Consider the following 26,101-nt stretch of genomic DNA (forward strand, 5'->3'; position numbering starts at 1 on the left):
AAGGAAATGATATGGCTGTTTTATTTTTAGCTAATTTTAAACCACAAATATTTTGCTTTACGTTTAATATCCCTGGGGCAGGGAAAGGGGCAACATGGCAACTGAATTTGCATCCTTATACTCAACAGCGTATTTATAAGGATACCAATGTTGATTTATTAAAAGAACTTTTAAGTCAAGTTCATCATTATGGGTTTCAAACTTATGAAGAAGCATTGCTTAATCCCAAATATGATGGGTATGGTTTTTCTTTTGGCAAGCCTTTTTCTGATGATGAAATTATTGAATTAAAGGCACAATATTTTCGTTGTTCTCAGAAAATAGGGGCAAAAAGACGAAATCAATCCTTATTAGAAACAGGCAATCATTTACTTAATGCAGCCTTAAATATGGATAATAAAATAAATATGGATGATATGTATTCTGATCCTAAGAACTTTGGATTAAAAGTTGTTCAGCAAGGCGACCAATATGAACGTGGGCGGTTAAATGAAAACTATGGGTTGCTTTGAGGATGATAAGGCTACGTTTGAAGGGTTTCTTGAGTTTGTAACAATTCTTAACCTTGGTATTGATAATCTTGATGATCCCTCATCGGCAGAATATCGATTACTATATCTAAATTATCGTTTAGCAGTCCGATTGGTTCCTTGTGCATTATTATGTATTGACCCATATTTATACAAGCAAGCTATTTATAACTATGCCATTCATGTATTTATAACGCTTTGTTTTGATATTAATCTTGATTATCTTGATAAGACAAAATTAATAAATATGGGTTTTTCCAAAGGAACGGGGTGGCGTAATGGTATTGTGCAGGCGGCATCTGACCAAGCCACCTCAGTGAGTTACATGACCCCTGAATTTTATAAAAACATGTCCTTAAATGACTTTGAGTTATTAAGAACTCCTTTTGGTCGAGAATATGAAAAGCTGATTCAGCAAGTAGGTACGATATGGGGGCTGACTTCTTATTAAAAGAAATAAATCTTGGCGTGATTGATTACCCATATTCTAATAATGGTGGTCAATCAACAGGCTCGGTAGCAAAGATTTTAGAAGATAAATATGAAATTCTTACCAATTTTGCTGCAAGACATGAAGACGACATAGCGCAAGCATTAACGGACGCTATGACGAATGCTGTTAGAAATCAAATCCAAACTGGGAAATTGAATAGAAGTGCATTTAATACAGCATTTAGTCAAATTTCTTCTGACATGAAACAATTTCTTAGTTCTCAAGAGGTTGAAAAAATAGGCATTAAAGGGGTGCCGACACAAGCTGCTTTAAAAGGGGTTTCCCATCGTTTTAAAAGAAAGAGAAAAAGAATTGTTCATGGGAAAAGAACACTAGGCGCAAGACGACCATCATTTATTGATACAGGGCAAATGGAAAGTTCCTATATTGTCTGGGGAAGTTTTAAATGAATGATTATGCAGATGCTTTGCAAGATGGTTTAAACACCATCCGTCAAGGTCAAGTAATTATTATTACTTATTATCAAAAAGCAATCTTACCATATGATGGTTTCGTTTACTGGGTTAAAAGTAGAAAGAAAGATTCAGTTGAAGCATCAATGATTCATTATTCTGATGAATTAAGACATGAAGATCAAAGCTATTACGATGATGCTTCTTTAATTATTACTACGACCGAACCATTATTTGATTTTTCTCAGGAAGATATAGAAACATTACCTGTATTTAATTATGCAGGGAAACAATATGTTATCAAAAAAACTGGTAATAATACAGATAATGCAGGATTATATCATAACTTTGCCAAAGTTATTGAGCCAAGATTAAAAAGTATTTTCTTAAATACTAAAAAAGATTTTTTAGAGAAAACTGTTCAATTTAGTAATTCAATTTCACGGTTTATTTTATTGGCCAATGGATATTTTGATTTAGTAAAAATACCTTATATTATTTACCCTGAATGGCTGGTCCCATTAAATAAAACGCCTCCTTATATTACAATAGGAATAACAGAAACAGAGGCTTTGAGTGTCGGGCATAAGCAGGTCTATATTAACGAACAACCCACATTTGTTAATCCAGCCAAAGATTATATAGAGCTTAATTTATATGGGTTAGACAATCACGAAGCGATTAATTTTTTGGCAACCTTAGAAAAGTGGTCTTTGATATACCAGCAAATGGGTTTTTTAAATATCCCAAGGATTAAAGACTTACCAAGCTCCCAAAATGAAATTGGTTCTCTTTCTCAAAAGAAAATTATTGAGATCGAAGTTTTTTATTATCAAAGTGCCAATATAGATGAAGCTCTATTAGACCGCATGATTGATGAAATTTTAACAAATATGAATTATAACGATAGGGAAAAAGATGTTCTCAGATGTGAGCGGTAATGATGTCGTAAGCATTTCTGTCACCCGAAATACCATTGGGTTAAATGAAAATGTACAACAACAAGCGATGATTTTTGGTTACAAAGCACTTAAACTTGGCTGTGACACTCAAAATAATGAAGTAACAATATACAGTCTTAGTGATTTACAACAATATCTGATTGATGAAGATACTGATGCACGTCAGCAATTAATCAATACGGTAACAGGGTGGTTTTCACAAGGTAATCGTAGCGTTAAACTATGTGATCTTGGCAATGTAACGGCTGATACCATTAATGATTTAGATCAATATTGTTATATTGCTATTGCAGGTTATAACTGGGAAAATATTGCTACACAAAAAAATATTTTATTAAATACTGCCACTCAACAGCTCAATACTGCGAATAAAGCTTGTTATATAGTAGGGTCATTGGCATTTGACCAATTTAATACCAATACTAAAGAAAAGCTGGTTGGATATAAGTCACTATTTACTATTGGAAACAAATCCTTATCAAGCAATAGCCAAATGGCAGCTGGTGCGGTGGGATATGAATTAAGTAATTATAGCCCTTCATCATATAACAAGGTCAATCCGATGACCTATCGTTATCTTTACAGTGCATTATCATTAAGTGACGAGGATAAACGTTTAAATCAACAATTGATTAATGATTATTATACTAATTTTTTGGTCTCGCCACCGCGTAATACGACGAATGCTAAGAGTTTACTTTTCCCTGGTTGTTTGGCAGATGGGAATGATTTTACCTATTGGTATGGGATTGATTATATTCGGTATACCGTAATTGATACAATTACTAATTTATTAATCTCGGCATCAAATAACAGCATTAATCCTTTGTATTATAACCAACAAGGGATCAATCGCATTAAAGATGCTGTCAATAATATTTTAGCCAATTGTGCTGCTTACGGTATTATAGAAAATAATTATATCGTAACAACTATTGATTTTCCTAGCTATGTCAGTCAAAACTCTGGCGACTATAAGGCAGGAATTTATGGTGGGATTACCTTTGAAGTGCAGCCTTTAAAAGCAATGAAAAAAATTAAATTCAATATGAACGTTTCAGATTTAATCAATTAACACGGAGAAAAACAATGGCTGTAACGCCTGTTGAATTAAATGGCATTAATCGCTTACTTGCCACGATGAATTTCTTGTCTAATAGCAATTTAAATATTTCTCCTACTGATTTATCAGAAGAAGGTATTGATATTAAGGCTGAGGAAGAGGCTGTAACCCCTTTGCGTGGAATGACGGGTTTTGTAAATTCTCCAAAACCATATTGGGGGTTAAGATCAACCGTTCATATTTTGAAAAGCTCTCCTGCTGTCAGCTCTTGGCTAGACGCAATTAAGCAAAATGCTACCATTGGCAGGGTGGTTGTATATCCTGATAGTAACATGATGGGGACATTCGAACTCCATCAATGCTCTATTCAGACGATTGGAACGGTTAATTTTAATGGAAGCACTGCTTTTATTCCATTTGAATTATTTGGTTCACAAGTGATTAACAAAGTTATATGGGATGAAGCATAATGTTTTTTGATAAAAATTTCAATTTAATTGAACATATTACAGATGATATTGAAGTATGCTTTAAGCCCATTACAAGGGCTTTTTTTAAACGCTATTACAAACCGTTTTCTGATTTGGCTGGTCGTCTAAATGTCCAAATTGCCGAGAATGGTGGGGCTTTAATTCAGCAAACCGCCATTCTTGATTTGGAAGATGTGATGCATAAGCAGTTTGGGGATGACTATCAAACCCATTTTAACGGGATCATCTCTGAAATAGAACGCACAATTCTGGTCAGTATTGCGTCAAGAGATAAAGAGGCAATCCCTTTTTCAGTAGCTAGAAAAGAAAAGTTCATTGATGAAGATGATTGTGATCTTATTCTAAATACCATAATTTTTTTTTCGTGTCTCTTACTCGGAATACTCCCGAAAAACGATGCAGGCTTGAAGTTTTTGCTGGAGCAGTCATCGATACATTCGACATCATTAAGCTATACGGAATGGCGGAAATCATCCGCGACATCGAAAACCGCAGAGACTACAGAAAAGAAGAAGAAAACTTCTATACCTACGTAATGAATAGAATTACTGAAGATGATTTTGAAATCTTTGACTTTTATTTATCAAAGTATGGAGGAATGAAAAACAAATATGATTGTGCCGAGCATTTCAGGCAACGTTATAATATAATGTTTTAAGGTAAGTTGGTTGCTTTATAAGAATGTTTAATTAATAATAAGCAATTATTTTATATTTAAAAAGGTTCTTATGAAATGAAACTGTTTAAATGTTCACTATTGTTAATTGTTGGGTTTGCTCTTTTTACACCCAAAGTATTTGCCGACAATCTCGATAACGTGCCTCTTGCAACGCTAAAGCAGAGGATGAATCATGGTGATACAGATGCTGAAACTAAATATTACACGATCACAGGAAAAAAATATAAAAACAAATCATTAACTCAACTAGAAGAAATGGCTAACCAAGGTGATGGGGGTGCGGCGGCTCAACTTGCGTCTAAATACGAATTTGGTATTGATGGAGCGTCTAAAGATCCAGAAAAAGCATTAGAATGGTATAAGAAATCTGTTAATCTAGGGTTTGAAGAGTCTTTGATGAATGTAGCTAGTTTTTATCTTGATGGTAAGGTTGTTTCACAAGATGTAAATAAAGCGATTAAATTATATGAGCAGGCTGCTAATAAAGGTAGTTTACGCGCCTATAACAATCTAGGTGTACTTTATATGCAAAATAAATATGGTAACCAAGATTATTTTAAATCAAAGGAATGGTTCGAAAAAGCAGCGGATCAGTCGCCAAACGTTCCCACTGCTTCTCTTGAAAACAACAATTGCCTAGAAGGACAATCATTATGAATAATCAGAATATATCTAATTTAAATAGCATTATACCGTTTACTTTTGAAAATACAAGTGTTCGTGTTGTCAATCGCGATGGTGAAGCATGGTTTGTAGGGGCAGATGTTGCAAAAGCTCTAGGGTATGCTAATGCGCAAAAAGCAATACAAACTCATTGTAAAGCAGCAGAAAACTGCAAATCTCCCGTTTTGGGAGATTTAGGAATAGAAGCACTTTCTCCTAGAGGGTTAATTTTAATTCCAGAACGTGATGTATATCGTTTAGTGATGAGATCGAAATTACCATCAGCGGAACAGTTTGAGGAGAAAGTTGTTGGCGAAATATTACCATCTATTCGTAAGACTGGTGGCTATATGGCGACCATTCCTGATGAAACACCAGAACAAACGCTTTCTCGTGCTTTGTTGCTTGCTAAAAATACTATGGACAGGCAAACACAGGAAATCGCCCAATTAAAACCTAAAGCGGACGGTTATGACTTGATTGCAACCTCTGATGGTTCGATGTGTATTACCAATGCTGCCAAATATTTACAGATCAAGCCAAAGGCATTGTTTGATTACCTAAAGATGAATGGTTGGATTTACAGACGTGCAGGCGGGAAAAACTGGATTGCGTATCAAGATAAATTACAACAAGTTGTTTTGGAACATAAAGTTTCTCAACTATTTACCAATGATGGGGAAAGTAGAATCAGAGAGCAAGTCTTGGTAACACCCAAAGGAATTGCCAAACTTGCCCAAATCTTTTCCACAGAAAAAGCATAGGAGGATGCTATGTCCAATCCTGCTTTTGTTGATTTGGATCAGGTTCGTGAAAAGAAAATGGCAACGAACGAGCTGATTGACAATGCTGCTTATGTTGCAAGGAATATTCCTGTTGCATGTGGGATCATTTATTCTCTAATTGAAAAATTAGAAGCAGATCGTCGCAAGGAAGAGCTATTTGACGGGGAAACAGAAGATTTTTTGTTTCAACTAAAATATCTCATCCATGCAATGCAAGAAAACACAAACAAAATACACAAATGCTTGATCGATACAGGACATAAAGACAAGCTATACTATCAGGATTAATAACAACGAAGCCACCCAATGCGGTGGCTTTTTTATTGGAAAAATCATGGCAAATATACCTATCGTAAAAATTGGAACAGATTTCACAAGCTTTTCTAAATTTACGAAAAACTTTTCTAATTTTAAAAAGCAAACTGCAAAACCTCAAAATATTGGCTTTAACGTTGATAAAAGTTCAATGGCGGTATTAAAAAGTATCGCTAGTGATTTGCGTGTAATCTCTCAAATACAAATGGGGATTATTTCCAAATCAAAGCGTTTTCGGGATGTTTTCGAGTCCGTCAAGCTACAAAATCCCGTGATTGATGGAACAGCCACGGATAAAACAGATCAAAAGAAAATATCGAATTTTTCAAATGCCGTTTCAAAGATTGCTCAATTTTTAAAATCCGTAAGTGCATCAGGCGTTAAACGCAGTCTCGCATTTGGTGCAAGGGCAATACCACAACCCGTAAAGGACAAATGGGGAGTATTTTCCAATAGAGTTTCTGATGTTTCCAAAAGAATAAAAGAAAATCCCCTTGTTGCCAAAAGCTCGGCTGTATTTGTTGATGCAATTAAAAAGTTGACATCCGTAATGGCGAAGTTAACCGCTTTTTCCATTAGAACAGGTGGAACCGTCTTAGGAAGTGGTATTGGAAAACTATTCGGCGCATTAAAAGCCATTCCTATTGTGGGGGGATTGGCTTTAGGAGCGGTTACAGGGTCTTTGTTTGGCATCGGTGGTGCAACAAATAGGGCAACGGGTTTACGCACTCAGGCACGCAATACGGGGCTTACTACTGGGCAAGTATTAGCTGGCAAGAATGTATTAGACCCTTACATTGATTTTAATGGTTGGGCGCAGCAAATTGCACAAGAGAAAACCTCGATCAATAGTGCGAATATCTTTCAACAATTAGGTGTAGGGCAAAATGCGTCCACGTCTGATATTCTTGTGGCCAAGATGCGTAAAGCTGCTGAGATTGCTAGGGGATTAATGGCTCAAGGAAAAGGTAATCTTTTGGATAGTGACCCGTTTTTAAAGCAATGGGGTATTCCTGCTGTTGATGCCCAAGCTCTGGGGAGGTTATCTCCAAAAGAATTAGAACAAGATGTAATAGGAGGATTCGAAAAACAAAGTAAAAACCTTAATCAGGACGATAGTACAAGCAAGAAGCTACAAGATTTAAATACCAATCTTGGGATTACCTCTGATTTAATCAAGAATAAATTTGCTGCAGCGATCGCTACCATTGCCCCTCAAATCGAGAAATTGGCAAGTTTTTTCCAAAACTTACTGAATAATATATTTGATCCAAAAACTTTTAAGAATATTAGCGATTTATTTCAAGGAGGTGCAAAAAAACTAGGCGAGTTTCTAAAGGATTTTAATGGGATTGGTTCTCTATTTGGGATTTTAAAAGGAATATTTGGTGATTATTTAATTAAACCTTTAGCAAAATTAATCAAAGACAGCCTCATTGATCCATTAATAAAAGCACTCAGCGAGAAAATAATCACTCCTTTAACCAATCTTTTTAGAAATTTAAATCCATTTGGTAATGGGGGTAATCCATCCATTCAAAAAACAGCTTATGAAACTCGAGATTTTGGACCATTACTTCAACAGCCAGAATGGAAGACTTTGCCTGGCGGAATAGCCAACGACAATAAATCTTCTAGTGAGTGGAAAAAGAATCAATATTTAGATAACCTTAATCAAAAAATTGGATTGCCTCCGAAGTTCTTTCAAGCCCTGCGTCAACTTGAGTCAAGTAATAATGATTTAGCAAAAAATCCAGGAAGCTCTGCTGCTGGTGCTTTTCAATTAACAAAAGCAACCCAAAAAGATTATGGGGTCAAAAATCCATATAATTTTTATGAAAGTGCAACGGGTGCGGGGCGGTATATCGATGATGCACAGCATATGTTCGATAATTATCGTAAATCGATTGTTTCTTATCATATGGGGAAAAATGGTGCTGATAAATTCTTTAAACGCTATGGCGCGAATTGGGAAGCAAATTTGAAACCACAAGATAAAGAGTATTTAAGGAAATTTGAGCAAATATTAATTCAATTACAACGCCAACAACCTCAACAGGTTGATATTAATATTAATAACAATACAGCCACATCCCCTGTTGTGAATGCAGGTATGGCTTCAAAAAGAACGACTCAATTATAATGTTTTATGATTTATATAAGCTGGCATTTGAAACATCTCCTATCTTATTGACGGGTGGGGTTGCTGAATTGGCTGGTGGGGTTTTGCCAATTATTGCGATAAGTGAAGGGTTAAATCTTGGTATTAACGCTTTATTGGGAAATTTTGAAGGATTAATGGAAAGCACACGGTTTTTTAGTTTCAAACCAAGTGCTGGGGGAACGGTTATTCAAAATACGGTCGGCATGTATCCATTTTTAAACCAAGCCACCGCTGCGAATACGATTATAACAGAGCCTTTACATTTTTCCCTAACAGCTTATTGCCCTGTTGATAGTAATAAAAAGCCTTTTGATAGGCTGGTAAAGTTTGAAACCATTGTGAATGCGTTAACCTATCATAATAATAATGGGGGATTATATACCGTATTAACGCCGTCTTATATTTATAGGGACTGTTTCTTAACCAATGTTGTTGACTTGCAATCGGGTGTTGATGATAGTGGTCAATCACAAGTAACGTGGCGGTTTGATTTCGTAAAACCGCTGATTTCTGAAGAAAAAACGGAACAAGTATTAACCAGCTTTCTAAACAAGACCAAAGGTGGTAATGTGACACAAGCCAGTTGGGGTTCCTTTGGAAATAGTTTAAAGTTTTGGGAGTAAAAAATGGCAGATGTAAAATATGCGTTTTTACCAACCAATAATAATTCGCCTCCTTTCCAAGCGACGATCTATATGGATGGCAGCGGATATATCTTGAAAGTATGGTTTAATATTTATTCGCAACGATGGTATTTTTCTTTGTATGATTTCAATCAAACGATTATTAAAACAGCCCCATTGATCTCTTCAACAGCTACTCATGACATTAATTTAACTTTCAATCTTTTTACACGAAATAGCTTAGTTTTTAGGGAAGATATAGGGTTTATTCTGGTCCGAGATATTGTGGATCTTCTACAATTTTAAATGAATGCAACATTTGTTGTCCACCGAAACGATTGACAAATATTTTTGGTTCTATTCCTTTAACATGTATTGTAAAAGTTAATTTAGTTGGATCATCAAAATTTTCTTCGATGGGTTTGTCACTTGTTATATAATAGGTTGTATCACTATTACCATATACAACGTGTATTATAACTTCCTTGGGTGATAACCATTGTGCTTTTGGTTCGTAAAGATTTAATCGATAACAATTTCCGACTACATTGTTAGGATTCCCTAGTTTACGATTGGCGAGAATAGGCTCAATTTCTTCAAACGATTTACATTGCTGATCTATATTTTTTGCATATCCCGACGTAGGAAGGATTAATATTGAGAATATTGATCCACAAACAAGTAATAATTTCTTCATAACAACACTCCTTTTCCGTAACGATAGGGGAGTTGGGAGGCGTTGGCAAGGGGTTATTTGTCGTGGTGTGTGGTTAGTTAAGTAGATTGTTTGTTTATTTAAAATTGTATATAATAAAAGGTAGAATCTTGCATTTTAGTCAGATTAAATATTATATAAAAATTATATTAACTGTTTTATTATTCATATGGTTATGTACTAACAAGGTAAATAAAGTTCGTGGACTATTCTACTTATTTGTCAATTACATTGACGGCTTTATCAGTCATATTAACTGCGATGACTATTGGTATAGGCATAGTAGCTTGGGTAACGATAGGGTCAATTCAAAAAAAAGCAAAAAAAATTGCTATAATTACGGTTGAAGCGAAGCTAAAAGAGTTGGAAGATGAAAGAATTTTACCTTTTATTAAAGAAACGATTTTGACTAAGACAAATGAACAAATTGAGATTATGATTAAAAATGGTGAATTAAGAGAATATACCTTTCAGAATGAGAGATCTGTTCTTAATCCTGAAACAGAAAAAGAATTAGAAGAGAAGGAGGAGTAAAAATGGCAAAACAATTACTGGAAACTCTTCCAGATCAAACCAAAAAATTAATAACACGTTATTTGGATATGCGCCCTGTTCCATTAGGAAAAATAGCAAAAGAGTTCGGAGTGAAAGTGTTTACCTCACCTTTGGAGCAAGGGATATCAGGACAAATAGCTAAAGAGAATGGCGATTTTGTTATTAGAATTAATAAATATGAATCTCGTCAACGACAACGTTTTACTCTTGCCCACGAGTTAGCGCATTATTTTCTTCATAAAGACATTATAGAAAATGAAGGCCCGATAAAAGATAATATTCTTTATAGATCTGGCAAATCTGATACTGTAGAGGCTCAAGCTAATAGACTTGCAGCTGAAATAATTATGCCAGATGAAAAAATAAAATCTGATTTAAATCAACTAAGGAAAAATATGGATGAAGAAACATTTGATATGATTGCTTCTAAATGGGAAGTATCTAATCAAGCGTTACGTATAAAACTTTCAACAGTTGGTGGGTAAAGTAATATGCATCTATCAGGCAAAAACTATGTACCAATTCTTTCATTAAGACCTAGTGAAATGAATGCATTGGAATATTTGCTTGATCCTGCTAAAGATCAAATGACTCCTGTGATATTGTTGGCTCCTTGGGCTAATTCGAAAACATTAAATCAAGCCGTTGAACGTGTTCAAAGAGCTTTTCCTGGTAGGTCATTTATCTTAGATATTGATCGTAATTATGAGATTCCATCTTCGTCTAATATAAATGAAGCCAAACAAAAGTGGTTGGATTTATCAAAAGCTAGTGGTGATTGTAAAATATGGTACGATTTTTGTGACGAATTTATGAATGTTGTGCCTTGCTTGCGCATTAATGGCGATATAGACCAACAACTTAAAAATATACAAACAATAGGTAAAGAATTTTCTGTAAGATTAACTCCTGATATTTATCAATCACCAAGTCGGATGAGTGTTTTAATTTCTTCGCTGAAACAAGTTGATATCCCTTATTCTATCATTATCGATGGTGAATGGACAAATGATCCGCTTTCACTTGCAGGATCACATGAAAGGGTAGTAACAAACTACATTAATCAATTAGGGGATAATTTAACTATTGTTTCATCATGTACTTCCATGTTGAAGAATTTTCAGGATATATCTGGCATAAAAGAATTTCCTTTTTCTAATCATAATTTGGTTGAACAGGTAGCCAGATCAACCAATAGGAAAATCATCTATAGTGATTGGGGAAGTGCACGACCAAGGGAGCCAGCTAAAATAGCTAGAACGCCTTTACCTAGAATTGATTATCCAACAACTAGTAACAGTTGGCTAATAGCTCGTAAAAATGATTGGACATACGAAGATGCAGCTAAACAAATAGTTTCAAGTGCAAACAGGGATCTTAACTTGGATTTATGGGGAATGAATTTAATTAGGGCAACAGCCAATGGCAAAAAAGGCATAGATAACCCTAGGGCAAATACTGCAGCAAGAATTAATATTCATCTCTATCGCCAAGCTATGCTTGGTATTCAAAATGATGGTTTCGTTGCAGATGCCCCTTGGATAGATTAACGTTTAGTTTTAAATATAAAGAAAGTGTTATTCAATAATCTTAACACACACAAGCCACCCAATGCGGTGGCTTTTTTATTGGGGAAATCATGCGTTATTATCGAATTGAAATTGCGAACACGCCTACCGTAGATGCGGGATTGGATGATAATGGCAATCCTATTACTTATAAAGATGTAGGCAATACCTCATTATATGTCTACACCAGTCATTTACCGAATGGGCAAATGAACCCTGGGGCATTAAATGTGACGTTTAATATTGCTATTTCTTTTTTGCATAACAGCGCCAATGTGGGGTCATTTGTTCAAATCCAAGGGCTACCTTTATCTTTTCTTTCCCAATCTTATGATTTAAGAAAAAAACATATTCGTATTTTCGGTGGGATGACAAAGAATTATGGTATGGATAAAGATAATATAGGGCTGTTATTGAACGGTATTATTGTTGCCCCTTATGGAAACTGGGAAGGTACCAATCAAACATTATCTTTTTATATCATTCCATCTACATTTGTGGATCAAAAGGAAATAGTTTTTTATTGGGCTAAGGATCAATTATTAAGCGCTGCATTGAAATCATCATTGTCGGTAACTTTCCCTAAACATAAGGTTGTTGTAGATATAAACTCTACCAACGATCGAAAAGCGTTAAAAAAAGAAGGTGGAATATATAAAAACATAGAGAATTTTGCAGAAATCCTAAATAGACAAAAGGACGTATATAAATTTTCCAGTGCCATTAATATGTATGTTCATGATAATACGATCTATGTGACGGATCATACATTGGGTAAAAAAATACAACTTAAAACGAAAGACATGGTTGGACAACCAACATGGTCAGATAATAATGATATTACTGTTTCTTTGGTTTTGCGACCAGACATTAATATCAATGATATTGTGGTTTTTCCAAAGGAAAGTGCTATATTAGGGGTAATTAAGCCATCAAATAATATTAGAGATTCCTACTTTAATCGTGGTTTGAATGCCGATATTAAAAACAAACCAATTTTTCAAGGGGAATATATGGTTTTATCGGTTCAGCATGTTGCAAATTATAAATCCCCATCTCCTCAAGATTGGATTACATTTTTAACCTTGTCTACGATTAACGCGGAAGACAATGTGCTGGTTGAAGGCAATCTAATATAGAAATGGGAGGCGTTTATTAATGCGTATTATGTTGAAGATAGAAGCGCTGTTAATGCAGTCATAATTACGGTAGAGAAGGCTGCATACATAAGAAAAATATAATATGTAATACAAAAAGCAAAAAACAGTATTATAGATTGGATAAGGCAGACAAAGAATTCACCTATAATCGTCATACGATCAAAAGGTGTTAAAAGATAATAATCTGTGCGTTGGTTAGGTTGACCACAATGAGGACAGTATCTCGCTGCGTTGGCGTGCCTTTCGCTACAAGCAGGGCATGTAACCATTTTATAATTGTTACAGTTTCTATTAGGTAAGAATTCTAAAATAATAAGTAAAGGATTAAATGCAAAAGTAAATAATGACCACAAAGGTGCATTTCTGCCTTTTCTTTTGGCTGCGATATAAGAAGTGATTGCAGTTATTAAACTTAAAATGATAGGGATGAGGAGTAAATAAACGGCATTGTGACTGTTTTGCATAGTATAACTATTTCATATGAGGGCAATTTGTAACGTTATTAATGATAACTCTTGTTGAATCATTAAAATATTGCATAGCATTTTGAACGCTGCCAAAATATGGATTAAAGTAAATTTTAGTACGTTCTTCTACGGCAGGGTCAGATAAAAAACCATCTGTTGGTAAATCTGCTCCTGTTTGAGATTTAAATAAACTGCTCATGTAATATGATTAAAGCTGTGTCTTCAAGCATGCATTTCTCTTTGTTGTTACTGGTAAGATAGCAATTAGAGACATGTTTTATTAAACCACTCTCTCCATTATTACAAAATACTGGTTTAAGTTCTTTTATAACTTGCTTCATGGTAGATATCGGAACAGTTTTTTCTAGATTAGCCAAAGCAACACTTGGCAGTCCAAGAGCCAGAATATTAGCGAGTAATAATTTCTTCATAACAACACTCCTTTTCCGTAACGATAGGAGAGTTGGGAGGTGTTGGCAAGATAAAGATATTTAAAAATCATAATTAAAGTGTTATAATCTCACTCAAGATAACGAAAATACAATAGATAAATTTATAAAAATGTTTTTAAATAGCATGATTAAAAGAGTTGATTAAGTAGGTAATTAAACCTAAATGAATGGTTATGGTTTACATAAAAAGTTATTCCCTTTTTAAGCGTCAGAAACTATTGCTTGCAATATTGCAAGTATTTGGGGGGCGTTTATCTAGTTTGGATTTGCAAAAATATTTATTTTTATATACGCAGAACTACCAAGAAATAAAAAGTTATGATTTTGTTCCTTATAAGTATGGTTGCTTTTCTTTCCAGTCTTATGCTGATCGTAGACGTTTAATTGAATTAGGTAAGATTGATAGTAGTAATGAGTGGTGTTTAACAAGTGATTGTGACCATATCAGTGCATTAGATAAGGTTGAGCAAAAAAAACTCTCTTTATTTTCTAATCGCTACGCAAATCTTCATGGTAATAGTTTAATTCATTATATATATAAAAATTATCCTTATTATGCGATTAATAGTGAAATTGCTTGTAACATTATGAATAAAGACGAGTTGCTTGCAATTCAAAATGCACGACCAAAACAACAAGATTTTGGATTTTTTACAATTGGTTATGAAGGGGCAAGTATTGAAAATTATCTAAATCGTTTAATTCAAAACAATATTCATGTGGTATGTGATGTAAGAAATAATCCAGTAAGCAGGAAATATGGTTTTTCTAAAACTGCTTTGTCTCAATTATTGTCGTTATTAGGCATTCAATATATCCATATACCACAGTTGGGTATTATTTCTGAAAATCGTCAAGAGTTAAACACTCAACAAGATTATGATCGATTGTTCGATCAATATGAAAAGTCAATTTTGTTAAAACAGCAAGAATCTTTAAATAAATTGAAGTTGATAACAGATAATAACAAAAGAGTTGCAATAACTTGTTTCGAAGCCGTATATTCGATGTGTCATAGGAGTAGAATTGCGAAAGTTTTGACCAATAGGTCAGACTGGCATTATCCAATAAAACATATTTAAGGAGTATAGTTTGGAAACTATTAAGATTTTAATTGCCGTTAAAACTTATCCTTGTCGTTCTGATAAATATGTTGAAACAGTTTGCACTGCTGGATTTCGTGAAGATGGTTCTTGGATTAGATTATATCCAATTCCTTTTCGATTACATGACAATCAATATGCAAAATATCAGTGGATTGAAGCAAAGATAGAAAAAAATACCACAGATATGCGCCCAGAAAGTTATCGTATCGTTGATATAGATAATATTAAATTATTAGACAAAGTTGATACAAAAAACAATTGGCAAGAGCGGCGTAATTTTATTTTTAGTAACAATAAAATCTATAAAAATTTAACTGAAGTGATTGACCTAGCACGTAATAATGATCTTTCATTAGCGATTTTTAAACCAACCAAAATAATAGACTTTGTCGTTGAAAATGTTGAATTAAAAGAACGAGATGAAAATTATAAATATGTATTAGCTCAAAGTAATTTATTTGAAATTGAAGAATATAAAAAAGTTTGGTTAATGCCTCTTTTATCTAAAAAATTCTTTTATATTTTTGAAGATGAACAAGGAAAAAAAAGCAAGTTATTGATCGAAGACTGGGAAATATGTCAATTATATCTTAATTGTAAACGTAGAGAGCCAACTGAAGAGATGGCAATTCAAAAGGTCAAAGAAAAATATTGGGATAATTTTGCGTTTAAGAAGGATTTACATTTTTTTCTAGGAACGACTTTACAATGGCATAGAAGAAGAGCAAAAAATCCTTTTGTAATCACAGGGGTTTTTTATCCACCTTTGCCAAAATAATTCAATTATTAATAATAGAAGAAATACGAGCCACCCATGCGGTGGCTTTTTTATTGGGAAAAATCATGTATGAAAATCCATTAAAAGCGCCACTCTTCAAATCTCTTATTGATATTTCGCAAAATACTGTCAATAGCAATAATGATTTGCAGGGAAAAATATGGCCTGCAACAGTCGAAAATTATGATGGATTTATAGCGATTGTTAATATCGAAATATCCTCGGTTAATAATTACCCGCAAATAGAAGTGCCTGTTTTAAGATCAGAATATATAAGATTGCCTATTCAAAAAGGTTGTCGGGGTCTTTTAATACCCTTGGCTGTTAATATAGATCACATTATAGGGATGGGGCAGACTGCGCCTACGGATATAGCTGGTTTTAATTTGGGTAATATGGCTTTTCTACCCATTTCCAGCCAGTTAGATCCAAAAACTGATAAAGATATTTTGGTTATTTACGGCGAGGATCAAGGTGTAAAAATCCAGTCTAAAGATGGAAAGACTTTCGTTTATATCACAAAAAATTCCATAGAGATTGACGGGGATGTTACTCTTAAAAAGAATATTACTATTAATGGGGATGTGGATATTAAAGGCACCCTGACAGTTGGTAATATTGAATTCAAATCTCACCAACATGAGAATGGTAACCAAGGTCAGCCAACAGGCGGGGTGATTGGATGAGGATTTATCATAAAGTCAGGAATGAGGACACAGGAAAAGAAGAATGGTTGGTTCTTACCAGTGACGATGATGTTTATGTTTACTGGTTGATACAAGTTTTAAGATTAGTATTAGGGGAAAGTCCGTTTTATTCTACTTATGGCATTCCTGCGGTTGAGACGATAGCAACCAATATTTATCCTGATTACTATGTTGCTTTAGTAAGGGATCAATTTTCCCCTTACTTCGCATCTTTGACTATTACGCGTGTTACTCAAGAACGTGACCCGATTTACAATGTTAATGTTCTTACGAATAACGGCAGACAAATTAACCAAATAATTCAAGGCATAAGAAATAATGGCTAATAATTTAGTTATTACGCAAGAAGGGGTGGTTCCAACTCCTCCTCAGGTCATTCGGGAGCAAATTCAATCTGAAATTGAAAATACGGTTCCTGATTATACCGCATCTTTACCAGGAACATTGATTGAAGATTTACTTAGCACTTGTTGTGGATGTGCAGTTTTTATTGAGCAAGCAAAAGTAGATTTAATTAATTCCATCTCTCCATCAACAGCAAATGAAGCATTATTGGATCAGCTGGGTGTTGTATATGGTATTATACGGAAATCGGGATCAAGTGGTAGTGCTTATGTAGTTTTTACGGGGACAGCTGGTTTTATTGTGCCACGTGGCTTTATTATTTCGGATGGAATACATCGTTTTATTGTGCAGAATGATACGGTCATTAATCAAGAAGGGTCATCTGGGCAAGTATATGTATTAGCACAAGATACGTCTGTTTTCGATATTCCAGCAAACACAATCACTAAGATTGAATCATCTGTTCGTAACGATATAAAATTAACGGTTACTAACCCACAAATTGGCATTATTGGTTCAAAAGCTGAATCTTACGCAGATTATAGAGCCAGGATTATGAATGCGGGTATTGTAACCTCAACAGCTACGCCTACCATGATACGCACTAAATTACTTGCTATTCCTAATGTTCAACAAAGATTATTATCAATTATTGCAAATGGAGATGGCTACTCTGTTATCTGTGGGGGTGGAGATCCTTATGATGTGGCGAATGCTATTTTTCAATCGATCCCAACGACTGGAATTTTGAAGCCATCTGTTATTGATGTGTCAAGGTTTGACAAAGGTAATCCAACAGTTATGTATACTAATTTAATCCATGGATTAAAAGATGGAGACTTGGTCACATTCTCAGGTCTAGGGTTTAACGACCTTCAGAATAAACGATTTAAGGCAAAAATTTTAACAGCAAATAGTTTCTCAATTCCAGTAGATACTACGAATTTTTCTGATTATACAGGTGGTTTGATCTTAAATCAAAACATCAGAAACCGTTCAATTATTTTACGCGATGGCGTAGATAGTTATACAATCCCTTTTGTTGTTCCTTTGCAGCAACAAGTTGAAGTTCAATTAATTTGGAATACGGATGTTGAGAGCAGTCTGTATGTAGGCGCTATTTCCAACACAACCATACCGTTAATTGTTCAGTATATAAACGGTATAAGTATCGGGGACTCAATTAATTTATACGAAGTTGAAAAAATATTTCTTGAAGGCGTAAACCAAGTTGTTAATCAAAATTTAGTTACCAATATCGAAATTTTGATCTTTATTGATGGGGTTCAGCAAGAACCATTACCAAAAGAAAATATAATCCGTGGTGACCCTCAATCATATTTTTATACCACTGAAGAAAAAATAGTAGTGACAGATGGAAAATAATAACCAAGAAGTAGTCGCACCCTATACGCATAATTTACAAGCTTATTTATATTGGCAGTGGGAGGGGGATGAATATATTAAAGCTTTTTTTGATAGTTATAATAAGCTCGCAAATCAACAAGTAGATGATTTTAATAGTTTAAATTTACCTAATTATTTTACCAAGACAGGATTATGGCTCGATTATGTTGCTAAAAACATATATGGCATGGATAGAAAGCAAGTGCTTTATGCCAATAACCTTGTTCGAAGTGGATTAAATACGGTTGATCCAAATGAAATTGAGCCTAATGCTGCAAAAGTCATCAAAGTTTCTAAAGCACACAGTATGACCGATGAAGAATTTAAAAAAATTATTCAATGGAACTTTTATAAAGCAGATGGTTTTACTTTTACAATACCTTATTTAAAAAGAAGAGTAATTCGGTTTTTGAATATATGCCCAAATAATGATATAGATATAAACAATATCTCCATTATTCCCAAAGATAGAATCTTTTATATTAAAGTTCTGAATGGTCTTTCAAACTCTACTTTTATGCAGCTTTTACAAGATGCCATTATTAATAATTTAATTAACCTTCCTTTTATGTATAAATTTATTTTGGAGAGTGAATAATGGATAAATTCTTATTTGGAAATAATTTAAATACGCTGTTAAGCAGCAATATCGATGAAAATGCTACAGTTATTACGGTTTCAACTGGTGCTGGCGTTTCTTTTCCAAACCCAAATAAACATAACAAAGAATGTTTCGCCATTACTCTAGCTAGATATGATAATGATGATAATACGGAGATATGCTTTGTTACCGCAAAAGATGGTGATAAATTTACTGTTTTAAGGGGACAAGAAGGGACTCTTCCACAAAAATGGAGCCAAGGAACTAAAGTTTCAAATAAGATCACAGCAGAACCTTTGAATCAGATCAAAGACAAAGCCAATCAATCTGATGTCGATAACGCGTTAGGAAATATTGATTTTACGCCCTATTATCGAAAGTCAGGTGATACCTTAACTGGTGTGATGCATACTAATGGTAATTATTTTTGGGCTGGAGGTAACAAGACATATTGGGTCGGTCAAGATAATACCTGGTATATTAAAAACGCTAACCATGTTGCATTAATTTCTTTTGAAAATGGTAGTATCACTCTTAATGGTTCATATTCGGCTTTTATCGGAAACAAACTTCAAGCAAATATGATAACTAACAACGGTGCTGGTAAGGTAACTTTTGATACAGAGGTTTATTTTTCACAGCCGTTTGTTGCACAAGGTTCATTCAGGCTGAATTATAATGATCTCCAGTTAATATCGAATATAGACCGACCTGATACTGGAAACTTTAGGAATACAAGTTCTATAATCTGGCAATTTGGTGAGGATACCAGTATGCGGGGGCTTGCATATTTCCAGGAACATGTTGGTATTTCAAATAATTTGATATTTTATGTTTCTGGTGGAAACAGTAATTATAATTATGTTTTTGATAATTTTGGCAAATTTTCATGTAAAAATATTTCGGCTGAAACAGCTATAAGTTCAAACTCTATTATGGTTAATCAAGCGATTATACAGGATGGTAATGTCACTATTCAAAGTAGTAACACTGCTGCTGATGGTAATGGGTATATACATGGGAACGGTATAAATTTTAATTTGCAAAATCGTGGTGTTAGTGGAAATATTTACTTACAAGAACATCCAGGGGTCGAAACTTCTTTGATATTCCAAGCGTCGGGCGGTGGTGTAACAAAAAGTATGAGTTTCAACACAACTGGTAAGTTGACCACTGATGCGGTGCAAACAAATACAATAACTAACAATAATGGTGATAAAGTTACTTTTGATACCTCAGTTTATTTTCCACAATCAGTAGTTACAGCTAATAGTGTTCAAGTTAAAAATAATGATATATTATTATCCTCGGATTCTGGATCAGTTGATACCGGAAAATATAGAAATACAAGTAGCCTTAAATTTCAATTTAATAATGGCAGTAATATGAATGCTGCTTTGTATTTTCAAGAACACGCTGGAACTTCAAATAATTTGATATTTTATGTTTCTGGTGGAAGCAATAATTATAATTACGTTTTTGATAATTTTGGCAATATGTATGCCGAAAACTTTCAAGGAACAGCGTTACAAGCGAAATATGCAGATTTAGCAGAATATTATATTGCGGATCAAAATTATGACCCAGGAACGATCGTGAAGATCGGAGGAATAAATGAGATTACAACCGCCTCAAAGGGCGGTTTTTTTATAGGCATTATCTCTACAAAACCTGGGCTTGAAATGAATGAAAGTATTAAAGATCATCCGCTTGCGCTTCCTGTGGCATTGGCTGGTCGGGTTCCCGTCAAAGTTATTGGAGTTATTTCAAAAGGGGATCCTATTACTTTATCGGATATTAATGGGATCGCAACAAAGTTAAAAAATACAGAAGATATCATTGGTTTTGCTTTAGAGGCTAGTGATGATCCTTCGATAAAACTAGTTGAGTGTAGCGTTAAATCTATAGGGAGATGTTGATGGCGTTTGGATATTTAAATAACTCGTTACTCTTAGGTGGATTAATGCAGGTTGACGATTATAACGAAGTCATCAGGTTTTATGGTCAAATATCAGCATTTCAATATCAGAATTATAAAAATGTTGGTGATTTAATTACCGCAAGTGATTGGCAAGATTTATCTAATCATATCCAAGCATTGAGAAATCAAAATTATACTATCCCATGGGTTCCAACAGGTTTTGTTAAAGGCAGATTGATAAGAGCGACAAGCTGGTCAAACGCTATTTACAGAGAAGTATCGAGCCCAGGAGATTATACATTTCAAGCTCCAAATGAGTCACGTAAAATTCAATTTGAATGGTTAATGGCTGGTGGTGGCTCTGGTGGTGGTGGGGATGAAACGGGATATGGTGCTAGTGGAGGAGGAGGCGGTTCTGGTGGTTATCAACAAAATATAAGTTTCTCGCTATCTGGTGGTGAAACAATCACCGTTCATATCGGCGCAGGTGGCTCTCCTACTGATAAGTATCAAACAGACGGAGGGAATGGATCAGACAGTTATATCATGATTAATAATCAAGAGAAGCTTCGTGTGACAGGTGGACAAGGCGGTCAAAACGCACTGGCAGTGAATTATTCAGGAGCAAACCCCAAAGGTGGCGTAGGTGGTTCTCCGAATGGTGTTGCTGGTGGCGATGGATTGCGAGGGAATAACAACGATAAAATCGGTGGTGCAGGTGGGAATACCCCCCTAGGCGTGGGTGGGCAGCCAACTTGGGCAGATCATGGTGAAAGTGCATCTGGCTATGGTGCAGGTGGTGGTGGTGGATGCACCAGAGACAGACAAAGACCAGGCTATTGGATTGGTGGTTTTGGATCTGGTGGTTATTGCTTGTTTAATCTGACGAATTAATAATTATTTTAAATTTAAAGGTATAGAATGGTTCATTTTCCAGAAAATGCTCTGAGTTGTAGTTCAGAAACAACGACAGATACAAAAAATGACAATGTTATTTATCAAAAAAACAGAGATATTTTAACCTTACCTGCAGGGTGCTTAGCAACTACAGTGCTGAGACTAAGTTGTAAAGGTATTCAAGAAAAAAAGCATTATTCATTTGATCTTAAAAATCGAATGCTTAATGGTGATGAAATCGTTCGTGTTGAGATGTATCCAAATAACGATACAGTGACGAATGAGAAAGTGTCTTATGATAAACAGACATTCACCATTCTTATTTCTGGTGGTGAAATGATTGCTGACGTTGGTATCAATTTTGTTATCAAAACTCTTGAAGGTGAAGACTTAGAGTTTATTTGTATTTTACCCATTAGACCAGAGGGTATTCTTGAAGCTGGTAGTAATTACAATGTTATTATGGGGGCGCAAGGACCAGCAGGGAAAGCTTCATATACTCTTTCTATCGGAACCGTCACAACACTTGAACCAGATCAACAAGCAACAGCCGAAATTATTCAAGGTGAGAATGGTGCTAATACGCTTAACCTTGCACTCGTAAAGGGCGATCAAGGCAAAACGGGTGAGGCTGGTAAAGATGGGGCAAGCTATGTCAATGATGGAACGGTTGATTTAAATGTTCAGTCTTTGATTTTAGGGAACGTAAATAGCGTTCCATTTGAAGATGTAAAAGATGGTGCAATAATGTTCAACCCTTCTACCCAACAACTTGTAATCAAAAAAAACAAACAATGGATACCTTTAAATATGAATAATTTTACACTTCAAACATCTTATAAAAACAACAGTGGAACCACGCCCGTTAATTTTGCCCCTGACCAAATAACCCTCAGCAAAGACGGCGTTTCTGGAAATGATGGGGTGACAGCAGGCTATTTGCAATTTACGGGAAGTTCAGTGGCAACCCCTACGCTTTTAGAAGTAAGGACCAGCTTTAAATTAACAACCACGACGGATATGGATTATTATATTGCTGGCTATAATGGAAATATTAATATTCGTGTTAATCCAAACAAGAAAACAATCGCGGTATATAGTAACAATACAACTAAAGCCTATGAGGTTGATTATACGAATTTAGGACTTAATTTAACGGATAATAACTTTCATGTTTTGTCCTTGTGCTTAAATGCTGGTTATCGTGGTTTTATGTCTTTTGCGATTGATGGGGTGTTTTTTAACAGAAACTATCCACCCGCTAATTTCTATTTTTCAGATTTACGCATCCGAGGAACAGAAAATATGATTGTTCCTGCCAATGAGTTAACGGTAAAAGATATTGCTTTATCGAGCCAACTTCCAACTCGGGTGAATAAAACAGCTGTGCAATCGTCTTTTGCGAGCTATGATGGTTGGTATGTATGTATTAATAATAACGTGACTAACCAGCAATTAACTAATGGTTTACTCTTAAAACCGAACAGCTTATTGGATTCATTTAAATCGATTTGCCCTTATTACTTAAATAATTCGATTGTTGCTAATCAGTCTTTGTTTAATGAAGAGGGTTTGTATAGCGGGATTATGTCGCTTCATTCGACGATGGATATTCCAATCTTTACGATGGAATTGGCTTTTAAATTTAAAAGCGAGTATAATATTCCAAAATTACGTCGCACCATTGTGGGGAACATAAACAATATGTACAGTATTGGGTTAACTGCGAATAGTATCAATCGATTAACGATTAAATACCATACCGCGCCTGATGCAGAATTTACTTTAGTGGATGCACTCACATTGGATGAATGGCATATATTGGCGGTTTCTAGTAACAATAATTTAATGCATGTTTTTGTTGATGGGAAGTTAGTTCATGTAAGAAATTTTGCAACCAATTTTCAAAATCTGTATTTTAGGGCATTGGACTGGAACCAATATATTGTTGATCCAAATTGCCTGAGCATTAAGCATCTTTCTTTGTTAATTGGCACAGCAAAATATTACAAAGATTATGATGTTACGCAAACACCAGACACGCCAACGGATTACAATTTAAACGGGTTCTTTTATCCTTTGGTTGATGGTCGTCTTGCTAATGAAAATGCCACTTCGCCGCTTGTCAATGTGATTTTGGACGAAAATAGCAGCTTTAAAGCCAAAACTGTGCCTTATAATGAAGCGATGACTACCTTTCCATCGTTACCATTCGCATCCTATGGCACGAATAATCCCCCATCTGTTTTTGATACAAAGGGTGCCAATATTTATATAACTTCTATTTCTGGGAACGCTCTAAAGGAAACCGTCTAATGTTTGTCTATGCAGATCACGAGAATATTCATTTTTCCAAAGGGACATGGTTGTTACAAGAGCAACAAGCAACTTGTTATGCAAGTGGGGCTAATGTTGTGTTTACGACCGATGCTTTGACGAAGGGAAATAAAACCATCACCCTTCATTTAAATTTGCCTAATGTAGAGGCTGGTTATGAACCTGTGATTGCTTATAATATTAACGGGGTTTATTGGGGGTACGCACGGGCATTGTCCGAGGTCGTGATTACTTTGCCCTCTGGCGTTCCAAATTGTACAGAAACACCCTTCATGTCCAATCTTCCCTTTCATTATATCGAAATTTGGGTAAGGACAACCTCTAATCAAAAGCCAAGATGGACGAACAATCAAGTCAAAAACAATAATGTTATGATTTTACAATCAATTGAGGTGGATGATGCATCGATCTTTTACGAAACTCGCCTAAATAACCTTACGATGCTGGCAGTAGGCTCATCATCGAGCGAAGGTTTCGGCACAGTAGGTAAAGAGTTTGATGATATCACGTCCAATGATGCAACCTGTTCTTTTGGTGCGTTGCTTGGTGAGAGCTTGGGGATAACTGTTTCTACGGTTGGATATGGTGGGACAGGGCTAGCCAAGATGGGGGACGGTTGGGCACCAGATGCCTTGACATATTATAAATATATGGATGAGGGTATTGTAAGAGATTGGACGGGAATTGATATTGCGGTTTTTAATGTTGGCGCAAATGATAATGTCAATTCAGCCGATTTTATCAATCTGAATTATGAACTGGTTGATGAGTTAAGCGGGTCCTATCCCAATCTAACGATTATTATGACCAGCCCATTTTACGGAACACGTCTAAGTGAATATGCGGTGATGCGCAATAAATATGCCGCTAACAACCATATTCACTTTATAGATGCAAATTACCAAAATATCCTTAGCAACCATCATCCCACGATCAGTAATTACAAACGGTATATAATGCCAGACCTACGCGACAAAGTAAGACCACTCATCTTTAGTGAAGTATCAGTAAGTATAAAAACGGTTAGCAATAATAGTAATTACTATACTTTCCAAAGTATTTCACATTCTTAAATTAAATATTTATAGGCATAAAACGGGGCGCGAAAGCGTCTTTTTTTATGTCTTTTTTACAAGGGAAAAAAGCAAGATGGACAATTTGGATTTAATGATGCAGGTTTTTCAATATTTACTGGGGGTTATTCCTGGGGATATTGCGGGGAACATTGTGGCTGTGGTGACGACGATTGTGACGATTTGTACGTTGATTATTCGGTTTTGGAAAATGCCAGAGCCGAGCAGTAAGCTCTATAAATTATGGAAATTGCTGCATGTCTTAGCATCGTTTAAAGCACCGCCTGTCTCAAAAACGGAGAGCAAAGATGGTCAAAAGATTACTTAATTCGATGAAAACGCACGATCATTGGTTTGCCGAGTGGTGGAACTCTATTTTACTGGTGGTTGTTGGAGTGTATGGATTATGTGTGCCAAACAGTTTTATCATTCAACAATCTTTTATTGATGGGTTTTTACAGTTTTTTCCATTTGATGTATGGCAGTGGCTGTTTATTGTATTTGGGTTGTTTCAATTTACTGCTTTGCGTCGTGAAAGCATGATTGGCAGAGGGGTTGCAGCGTTCTTTTCCTCCTCTTTGTTAATTTGGGGAACATTAAATATCCTTGTTTATGGTCAATGGCATTTCAGCTTGGTCGCGTGGGGTGTTTTTGCATCCATCAATCTCTATGCCCTATACAGAATTGCAAAGGGGATAGAGAAATATCATGAACTTCTTTGAAATCCTGAAATGGTGGTGGGAAAGCAACGCCGAATGGATCAAAATCCACGACCCTTGGGTCATCCCAATCATGGCTGTCTGTGTTCCAGCCTCTCTCATCATCCGCGCA

At 35.2% G+C, this 26,101-nt stretch carries 33 protein-coding genes; 29 read left to right on the forward strand and 4 right to left on the reverse strand.

Going from position 1 to position 26,101, the window contains the following annotated elements; all coding sequences use genetic code 11:
* Positions 1-11: 11 nt before the first annotated feature.
* The 13 genes from QJV33_RS07190 to QJV33_RS07250 all read left to right on the forward strand — a co-directional run bounded on the left by QJV33_RS07190 (position 12) and on the right by QJV33_RS07250 (position 9,487).
* Positions 12-512: a hypothetical protein gene (locus tag QJV33_RS07190; protein WP_281462685.1), complete on the forward strand. Its 501-nt coding sequence runs from the start codon at positions 12-14 to the stop codon at positions 510-512.
* Entirely contained in the window at positions 490-981 is a 492-nt protein-coding gene (locus QJV33_RS07195) for a hypothetical protein (protein WP_281462686.1), read from the forward strand. Before QJV33_RS07190 ends, QJV33_RS07195 begins: the two co-directional genes overlap by 23 nt.
* Complete coding sequence (locus tag QJV33_RS07200) at positions 960-1,433, forward strand: hypothetical protein (protein ID WP_281462687.1); 474 nt, start codon at positions 960-962, stop codon at positions 1,431-1,433. Before QJV33_RS07195 ends, QJV33_RS07200 begins: the two co-directional genes overlap by 22 nt.
* Positions 1,430-2,377: a hypothetical protein gene (locus QJV33_RS07205; protein WP_281462688.1), complete on the forward strand. Its 948-nt coding sequence runs from the start codon at positions 1,430-1,432 to the stop codon at positions 2,375-2,377. The genes QJV33_RS07200 and QJV33_RS07205 overlap by 4 nt, the downstream gene beginning before the upstream one ends.
* Positions 2,355-3,473 (forward strand): hypothetical protein, encoded by a 1,119-nt coding sequence (locus QJV33_RS07210; RefSeq protein ID WP_281462689.1) that lies wholly within the window; start codon positions 2,355-2,357, stop codon positions 3,471-3,473. The genes QJV33_RS07205 and QJV33_RS07210 overlap by 23 nt, the downstream gene beginning before the upstream one ends.
* A 14-nt stretch (positions 3,474-3,487) precedes the next feature.
* On the forward strand, positions 3,488-3,931 hold the full coding sequence (locus QJV33_RS07215; RefSeq protein WP_281462690.1) for a hypothetical protein: 444 nt from the start codon (positions 3,488-3,490) through the stop codon (positions 3,929-3,931).
* Positions 3,931-4,488: a hypothetical protein gene (locus QJV33_RS07220; protein ID WP_281462691.1), complete on the forward strand. Its 558-nt coding sequence runs from the start codon at positions 3,931-3,933 to the stop codon at positions 4,486-4,488. The genes QJV33_RS07215 and QJV33_RS07220 overlap by 1 nt, the downstream gene beginning before the upstream one ends.
* Before the next feature lie 197 nt (positions 4,489-4,685).
* Entirely contained in the window at positions 4,686-5,288 is a 603-nt protein-coding gene (locus QJV33_RS07225) for a tetratricopeptide repeat protein (RefSeq protein ID WP_281462692.1), read from the forward strand.
* Positions 5,285-6,058, forward strand: a complete 774-nt coding sequence (locus QJV33_RS07230) for a phage antirepressor (protein WP_281462693.1) — start codon at positions 5,285-5,287, stop codon at positions 6,056-6,058. The genes QJV33_RS07225 and QJV33_RS07230 overlap by 4 nt, the downstream gene beginning before the upstream one ends.
* Positions 6,059-6,067: 9 nt before the next feature.
* Entirely contained in the window at positions 6,068-6,367 is a 300-nt protein-coding gene (locus QJV33_RS07235; RefSeq protein WP_281462694.1) for a hypothetical protein, read from the forward strand.
* A 46-nt stretch (positions 6,368-6,413) separates the two neighbouring features.
* Complete coding sequence (locus tag QJV33_RS07240) at positions 6,414-8,537, forward strand: transglycosylase SLT domain-containing protein (RefSeq protein ID WP_281462695.1); 2,124 nt, start codon at positions 6,414-6,416, stop codon at positions 8,535-8,537.
* Positions 8,537-9,181, forward strand: coding sequence for a hypothetical protein (locus QJV33_RS07245; RefSeq protein WP_281462696.1), 645 nt, complete (start codon positions 8,537-8,539; stop codon positions 9,179-9,181). Before QJV33_RS07240 ends, QJV33_RS07245 begins: the two co-directional genes overlap by 1 nt.
* Positions 9,182-9,184: 3 nt before the next feature.
* The gene (locus QJV33_RS07250) at positions 9,185-9,487 is read left to right on the forward strand and encodes a phage baseplate plug family protein (RefSeq protein WP_281462697.1); all 303 of its coding nucleotides are present in this window, start codon (positions 9,185-9,187) and stop codon (positions 9,485-9,487) included.
* On the opposite strand, the gene QJV33_RS07255 is transcribed toward QJV33_RS07250, so the two are convergent.
* Positions 9,447-9,878 (reverse strand): hypothetical protein, encoded by a 432-nt coding sequence (locus QJV33_RS07255; RefSeq protein WP_281462698.1) that lies wholly within the window; start codon positions 9,876-9,878, stop codon positions 9,447-9,449. The genes QJV33_RS07250 and QJV33_RS07255 overlap by 41 nt on opposite strands.
* Positions 9,879-10,097: 219 nt before the next feature.
* Here QJV33_RS07255 and QJV33_RS07260 point away from each other — a divergent pair, with 219 nt between their 5' ends.
* From QJV33_RS07260 to QJV33_RS07275, 4 genes are all read left to right on the forward strand, one after another.
* Positions 10,098-10,430 (forward strand): hypothetical protein, encoded by a 333-nt coding sequence (locus QJV33_RS07260; protein ID WP_281462699.1) that lies wholly within the window; start codon positions 10,098-10,100, stop codon positions 10,428-10,430.
* Between the two features lie 2 nt (positions 10,431-10,432).
* Entirely contained in the window at positions 10,433-10,936 is a 504-nt protein-coding gene (locus tag QJV33_RS07265) for an ImmA/IrrE family metallo-endopeptidase (protein ID WP_281462700.1), read from the forward strand.
* A 6-nt stretch (positions 10,937-10,942) separates the two neighbouring features.
* Entirely contained in the window at positions 10,943-12,001 is a 1,059-nt protein-coding gene (locus QJV33_RS07270; RefSeq protein WP_281462701.1) for a beta family protein, read from the forward strand.
* Between the two features lie 89 nt (positions 12,002-12,090).
* Entirely contained in the window at positions 12,091-13,158 is a 1,068-nt protein-coding gene (locus tag QJV33_RS07275; RefSeq protein WP_281462702.1) for a hypothetical protein, read from the forward strand.
* Between the two features lie 26 nt (positions 13,159-13,184).
* Here QJV33_RS07275 and QJV33_RS07280 read toward each other — a convergent pair whose 3' ends face one another.
* Genes QJV33_RS07280 through QJV33_RS07290 form a run of 3 tightly spaced genes read right to left on the reverse strand, consistent with a single transcriptional unit; the run spans position 13,185 to position 14,077 of the window.
* A complete protein-coding gene (locus QJV33_RS07280) occupies positions 13,185-13,643 on the reverse strand; it encodes a hypothetical protein (RefSeq protein ID WP_281462703.1) in 459 nt (152 codons plus the stop codon).
* 7 nt (positions 13,644-13,650) lie between these two features.
* The gene (locus QJV33_RS07285; RefSeq protein WP_281462704.1) at positions 13,651-13,845 is read right to left on the reverse strand and encodes a hypothetical protein; all 195 of its coding nucleotides are present in this window, start codon (positions 13,843-13,845) and stop codon (positions 13,651-13,653) included.
* Positions 13,829-14,077 (reverse strand): hypothetical protein, encoded by a 249-nt coding sequence (locus tag QJV33_RS07290; RefSeq protein WP_281462705.1) that lies wholly within the window; start codon positions 14,075-14,077, stop codon positions 13,829-13,831. The genes QJV33_RS07285 and QJV33_RS07290 overlap by 17 nt, the downstream gene beginning before the upstream one ends.
* 194 nt (positions 14,078-14,271) lie before the next feature.
* Here QJV33_RS07290 and QJV33_RS07295 point away from each other — a divergent pair, with 194 nt between their 5' ends.
* From QJV33_RS07295 to QJV33_RS07350, 12 genes are all read left to right on the forward strand, one after another.
* Positions 14,272-15,180: a DUF488 domain-containing protein gene (locus QJV33_RS07295; RefSeq protein ID WP_281462706.1), complete on the forward strand. Its 909-nt coding sequence runs from the start codon at positions 14,272-14,274 to the stop codon at positions 15,178-15,180.
* Between the two features lie 10 nt (positions 15,181-15,190).
* Positions 15,191-15,982, forward strand: coding sequence for a hypothetical protein (locus QJV33_RS07300; RefSeq protein ID WP_281462707.1), 792 nt, complete (start codon positions 15,191-15,193; stop codon positions 15,980-15,982).
* 65 nt (positions 15,983-16,047) lie between these two features.
* Positions 16,048-16,668: a hypothetical protein gene (locus tag QJV33_RS07305; RefSeq protein ID WP_281462708.1), complete on the forward strand. Its 621-nt coding sequence runs from the start codon at positions 16,048-16,050 to the stop codon at positions 16,666-16,668.
* Entirely contained in the window at positions 16,665-17,015 is a 351-nt protein-coding gene (locus QJV33_RS07310; RefSeq protein WP_281462709.1) for a hypothetical protein, read from the forward strand. The genes QJV33_RS07305 and QJV33_RS07310 overlap by 4 nt, the downstream gene beginning before the upstream one ends.
* Positions 17,008-18,420: a baseplate J/gp47 family protein gene (locus QJV33_RS07315; protein ID WP_281462710.1), complete on the forward strand. Its 1,413-nt coding sequence runs from the start codon at positions 17,008-17,010 to the stop codon at positions 18,418-18,420. Before QJV33_RS07310 ends, QJV33_RS07315 begins: the two co-directional genes overlap by 8 nt.
* Complete coding sequence (locus QJV33_RS07320; RefSeq protein ID WP_281462711.1) at positions 18,410-19,039, forward strand: hypothetical protein; 630 nt, start codon at positions 18,410-18,412, stop codon at positions 19,037-19,039. Before QJV33_RS07315 ends, QJV33_RS07320 begins: the two co-directional genes overlap by 11 nt.
* Positions 19,039-20,961 carry a hypothetical protein gene (locus tag QJV33_RS07325; protein WP_281462712.1) on the forward strand — a complete coding sequence of 641 codons (1,923 nt, stop codon included), beginning with the start codon at positions 19,039-19,041 and terminating at the stop codon, positions 20,959-20,961. The genes QJV33_RS07320 and QJV33_RS07325 overlap by 1 nt, the downstream gene beginning before the upstream one ends.
* Positions 20,961-21,857 carry a glycine-rich domain-containing protein gene (locus QJV33_RS07330; protein ID WP_281462713.1) on the forward strand — a complete coding sequence of 299 codons (897 nt, stop codon included), beginning with the start codon at positions 20,961-20,963 and terminating at the stop codon, positions 21,855-21,857. The genes QJV33_RS07325 and QJV33_RS07330 overlap by 1 nt, the downstream gene beginning before the upstream one ends.
* A gap of 27 nt (positions 21,858-21,884) precedes the next feature.
* Positions 21,885-24,176, forward strand: a complete 2,292-nt coding sequence (locus tag QJV33_RS07335; protein WP_281462714.1) for a phage fiber-tail adaptor protein — start codon at positions 21,885-21,887, stop codon at positions 24,174-24,176.
* On the forward strand, positions 24,176-25,270 hold the full coding sequence (locus QJV33_RS07340; protein ID WP_281462715.1) for an SGNH/GDSL hydrolase family protein: 1,095 nt from the start codon (positions 24,176-24,178) through the stop codon (positions 25,268-25,270). The genes QJV33_RS07335 and QJV33_RS07340 overlap by 1 nt, the downstream gene beginning before the upstream one ends.
* 76 nt (positions 25,271-25,346) lie before the next feature.
* The gene (locus QJV33_RS07345; RefSeq protein WP_281462716.1) at positions 25,347-25,598 is read left to right on the forward strand and encodes a hypothetical protein; all 252 of its coding nucleotides are present in this window, start codon (positions 25,347-25,349) and stop codon (positions 25,596-25,598) included.
* A complete protein-coding gene (locus QJV33_RS07350; RefSeq protein WP_281462718.1) occupies positions 25,579-25,992 on the forward strand; it encodes a hypothetical protein in 414 nt (137 codons plus the stop codon). The genes QJV33_RS07345 and QJV33_RS07350 overlap by 20 nt, the downstream gene beginning before the upstream one ends.
* Positions 25,993-26,101: the final 109 nt, after the last annotated feature.

The sequence above is a fragment of the Commensalibacter nepenthis genome (genome assembly GCF_029953305.1).
GTDB lineage: Bacteria > Pseudomonadota > Alphaproteobacteria > Acetobacterales > Acetobacteraceae > Commensalibacter > Commensalibacter nepenthis.